Source organism: Mitsuaria sp. TWR114 (assembly GCF_007997345.1).
Genome location: NZ_VOSR01000556.1, coordinates 1 through 4,428 on the forward strand (window position 1 = coordinate 1; position 4,428 = coordinate 4,428).

At 71.4% G+C, this 4,428-nt stretch carries 5 protein-coding genes; 4 read left to right on the forward strand and 1 reads right to left on the reverse strand.

Going from position 1 to position 4,428, the window contains the following annotated elements; translation table 11 throughout:
* From FUT87_RS19235 to FUT87_RS19250, 4 genes are all read left to right on the forward strand, one after another.
* Window positions 1–274: elongation factor 1-alpha C-terminal domain-related protein (locus FUT87_RS19235; RefSeq protein WP_404935419.1), on the forward strand; the 274-nt coding region annotated here is incomplete at its 5' end.
* 20 nt (window positions 275–294) lie between these two features.
* Window positions 295–1,155, forward strand: coding sequence for a uroporphyrinogen-III C-methyltransferase (gene cobA / locus FUT87_RS19240; protein ID WP_147242068.1), 861 nt, complete (start codon window positions 295–297; stop codon window positions 1,153–1,155).
* Window positions 1,156–1,271: 116 nt separating this feature from the next.
* Window positions 1,272–1,595, forward strand: a complete 324-nt coding sequence (gene fdxA, locus FUT87_RS19245) for a ferredoxin FdxA (protein ID WP_091722144.1) — start codon at window positions 1,272–1,274, stop codon at window positions 1,593–1,595.
* Window positions 1,596–1,661: 66 nt separating this feature from the next.
* Window positions 1,662–2,753, forward strand: coding sequence for an NAD(P)/FAD-dependent oxidoreductase (locus FUT87_RS19250; RefSeq protein WP_404932389.1), 1,092 nt, complete (start codon window positions 1,662–1,664; stop codon window positions 2,751–2,753).
* 102 nt (window positions 2,754–2,855) lie between these two features.
* Here FUT87_RS19250 and FUT87_RS29045 read toward each other — a convergent pair.
* The coding region (locus FUT87_RS29045) for a tetratricopeptide repeat protein (RefSeq protein ID WP_404935420.1) at window positions 2,856–4,428 on the reverse strand (1,573 nt) is incomplete at its 5' end.

Sequence of the window (4,428 nt, forward strand, 5' to 3'; positions counted from 1 at the left end):
CACCGAGCCGGCCGTCATCGGCCGCAAATACTGGGTCCGCCACGGCAACCGCTGGGTCCAGGCCCGCATCACCGCCATCGACCACCGCCTGGATATCCAGACCCTGGCCGAGACCGAGGCGCATGAACTCTCCGTCAACGAGATCGGCCATGTCACCGTCGAGTTGCAGGCCGAGCTGCCGCTGCAGCCCTACGCGGACAACCGCGTCGGCGGCGCGCTGATCGTCGTGGATCCCACCAGCAACCGCACCAGCGGCGCGCTGCTGGTCCGCTGAACACCGTCCAGGAGACCGCCATGGGACGCGTCCTCTTCGTCAGCGCCGGGCCCGGCGCCGCCGACCTGATCACGCTGCGCGGCGCGCGGGCACTGGCGCAGGCGGAGGTGGTGCTGTTCGACGCCCTCACCGACCCGGCGCTGCGCGAGCTCGCGCCCCAGGCGCGGTGGCTGGACGTGGGCAAGCGCGGCTTCTGCCACTCGACCAAGCAGACCGCGATCAACGCGGCGCTGGTGCGGGAGGCGAAGGCCCATGCGCTCGTGGTGCGGCTCAAGGGCGGCGACGCCAGCGTGTTCGGCCGGCTGGAAGAGGAATTGCAGGCGCTGGCCGAGGCCGGCATCGGCTACGAGATCGTGCCCGGCGTGACCGCCGCGATCGCCGCGGCCGCGCAGACCGGCCGCCCGCTGACGCGCCGCGGCGCCGGCCGCAGCGTCGCGCTGACCACCGCGATGACCCGCGAGGGCGAGCTCCAGGCCGCCAAGTCCGCCGACACCGAGGTGTTCTACATGGCCGGGCAGCAGCTGGCCGCCCTTGCCCGCCGGCTGCTCGCCGCGGGCTGGGCGCCGGACGCGCCGGTGAGCGTCGTGTCCCGCGCCGGCTGCGCGGACGCGCTGGCCAGCGAGCACGAGGTCGCCACGCTGGGCGCCGCGTCGATGCTGCACCGGGGGCGGCCGACGGTGGTCGTCGTCGGCGCCGGCGCCGCGCCACTGGGCACGGCGGGCGCGGCGCTCCCGGACCGGGCGTCAGCCACCGGTGCTTTGCCGGCGACCGCGCCCGAGCGGGCCTCCGACCCCGGATTGGGCGAATACGCGACGCTTTCCCCGTCCCAAGACCTTGAGCCGCGCGGGCCGGAAGCGCTGGCGCAAACCCCGAACGTTTAAAATCCGCCGTTTTCCGTCAGCGCCGACCGAGCCCACCGTCCGGGAATCGCCTGGAGACCGCCAGGGACGCTGAATTTCGAGGGCCCCCCGCCGGCCCCGCCACTAGAAGAGCCGCTATGACCCACGTCGTCACCGAAGCCTGCATTCGCTGCAAATACACCGATTGCGTCGATGTCTGTCCCGTCGACTGCTTCCGCGAGGGCCCGAACTTCCTGGCCATCGACCCCGATGAATGCATCGACTGCGCGGTCTGCATCCCCGAATGCCCGGTGAACGCGATCATGCCGGAGGAGGACGTCCCCGGTGACCAGCAGATCATGATCAAGCTGAACGCGGATCTCGCCAAGAAGTGGCCCAGCATCACCAAGCGCAAGACGCCGCTGCCCGATGCCGACGAGTGGAAGGACAAGACGGGCAAGGTCGATCAGCTGGTCCGCTGACCGATCCCCTCATCTCGCGGCGCCGGAGCCTGCCGGCCGCTGCTTCTCACAAGAATGGAAACGCAAGTGACTGAAGCGACCTCCGCCCCGCACGCGGGCGTGATCGAAACAGATGCCGTCATCGTCGGCGCCGGCCCGGTGGGCCTGTTCCAGGTGTTCGAGCTGGGCCTGCTCGAGATCAAGGCCCACATCATCGATTCGCTGGCTTATCCCGGCGGCCAGTGCATCGAGCTCTATCCCGACAAGCCGATCTACGACATCCCGGCGCTGCCGGTGGTGACAGGCAAGGAACTGACCGACAACCTGATGAAGCAGATCGAGCCCTTCGGCGCGACCTTCCATCTGGGCCAGGAGGTCACGACCGTCGAGAAGCAGGAGGACGGCCGCTTCTTCGTCGCCACCAGCAAGGGCACGCAGTTCCTGACCAAGACCATCTTCATCGCGGGCGGCGTGGGCTCCTTCCAGCCGCGCACGCTGAAGGTCGAGGGCATCGACAAGTACGAGGGCTCGCAGGTCCATTACCGCGTGCGCAACCCCGCGCAATTCGCCGGCAAGAACCTGGTAATCATCGGCGGCGGCGACTCGGCGCTGGACTGGGCGCTGAACTTCTGCGCCGGCAATGCCGACGGCAACCCGCACAAGGCCGAGAGCGTGATCCTGGTCCACCGCCGCGACGGCTTCCGCGCCGCGCCGGCCTCGGTGGCCAAGATGAAGGAACTCTGCGACGCCTACGAGATGCAGTTCATGGTGGGCCAGGTGGCCGACCTGGACGAAGGCGAGGACGCGCTCAAGGGCCTGAAGATCACCGGCGGCGACGGCGTCACGCGCGTGGTCCCGGCGGACCAGGTGCTGGTGTTCTTCGGCCTGTCGCCCAAGCTGGGCCCGATCGCCGAATGGGGTCTGGCGCTGGAGAAGAAGCAGATCCAGGTCGACACCGAGAAGTTCCAGACCAGCGTGCCCGGCATCTTCGCGGTGGGTGACATCAACACCTACCCGGGCAAGAAGAAGCTGATCCTGTCGGGCTTCCACGAGGCCGCGCTGGCGGCCTTCGGCGCGATGCCGATCATCAACCCCGAGAAGCGCGTCCACCTGCAGTACACGACCACCAGCCCCAAGCTGCACAAGGTGCTGGGCGTCGAGACGCCGGTGTTCGACTGAGTCCGGCGGCCCAGTGCCCCCAACGGGGCGCTGGACCCCGAGGGCCCCGTCGGGGCGCCTGGACCGAAAGAGAGCCCGCCTGGCGATGCCGGCGGGCTCTTTTCATTGCGGGACAAACCAGCGCCAGCGCTGTGCCGGCGCGGTGTGGACCCAGCGCGCGGGATGGCGCAGGCGCCGCCAGATCGAGGCGCCGGGGCCGTCCCCGATCACCGCCCGCCGCAGCGCCGCCACCGAGCCCTCGCGGCCGCCCGTCCGCATCAGCGTGGCATAGGCCTCGATCATCGCCAGCGCCGGCGTCATCCATCCGGACGGCGACCATTCATGCCGCCGCGCGAGGCGATGCTCCAGCTGCTCGGCGCGCGAGTGCGCGGCCAGCAGCGCCAACTCCCACAGGCGCATGTCCTCCTGGTACGGGTCCCGCGGCAGGGCATGCGCGACCACCTCGCCCAGCTCGTCCCAGTGGCCACGCCGCGCCAGCGCGATGCACAGGTTGGTCAGCGCGTAGAGCGGCGGCTGCGCGCGGTCGCGCCAGTCGCGCATCCAGTCGACGGTGTCGCGGAACAGGCCGCGCGAGACCAGCGCATAACTGGTCTCGCCCCAGCTCGCCATGTCCGCGCGCAGCCGGTCGCCATGCCGGCGCACCAGCCAGCGCAGCCAGAAGTCGCGCTCGGTGTCGACCAGCCAGCGCAGCAGCGCGCGCAGCAGCAACTGGCCTTGCGCGCGTCGCAGCAGCCGCGCGGCCGTGAAGGCGGTGATCAGCTCACCGCGGCGCCGCGCCTGCGCGATCAGCCAGTGATAGGCCAGGCCGGGCGCGCCCTCCCCGCGCTCGATGCGGGCCAGTTGCCACGCCGCCAGTCCCTGTCCCCAACCCGCCGCGTCGATCGCCTCGCAGGCCAGGCGCGATTGCACCAGGTCATAGCCCGGCAGGTCGACCAGGCGCTCCAGCCACTCGAAGGCCAGGTCGCGACGTCCGGCGCGGCTGGCGGCGATCACCGCCCGGCGCGCGAGGTCGGTGGTCGGCTCGGCGGCCCACTGCGAGCGCACCGCCCACTCCACGCTGTCGGTGTCGCCGACCCGCTCCGCCGCCTCGCAGAGCACGCGGGCGGCGAACAGGTAGCGGCCTTCGAGCTCCAGCGCGCGGCGCAGTTCGGTGACCGCCTCGGCATGGCGACCCAGCTTGAACAACGCATGGCCGACGTAGGCGTGCGGCATGCCGCGATGCGGCAGGAGCGCCCGCAGCCGCTGCGCCGCTTCCAGGTAGGCCGCGTTCTCGTCGCGCGCGTCTTCCCAGTCGGCCAGGTCGCGCCAGAGGGCCTCGTCGTCCGGCACCTCCGCGATCAGCGCGCGCAGCCGGGCGACGGCACCGGCCCGGTCGCCGCGCCGCCAGGCGCAGCGCGCCTCCCAGGCCCGCAGCGCGACCGGGGCCACGCCGGGCCAGGGCAGCGCCTTGAGCAGGGTCTCGATCTCATCGTGGCGCGACAGCTGCGCCAGGCGCTCGAAGCGCGCGATCCAGGCCGCTTCCAGCATCGGCGCCAGCGCCTTCATCGCGGCCACCACCCACAGCAGCAGCAGCAGGTTGACGGCCAGGATGCCGGCGAAAGCCCAGGGCCAGCTCAGCCCCAGGTGCACCGCCAGCGCCGCCAGCAGCGCCCACAGCGCGAGCCAGGCGGTCGCG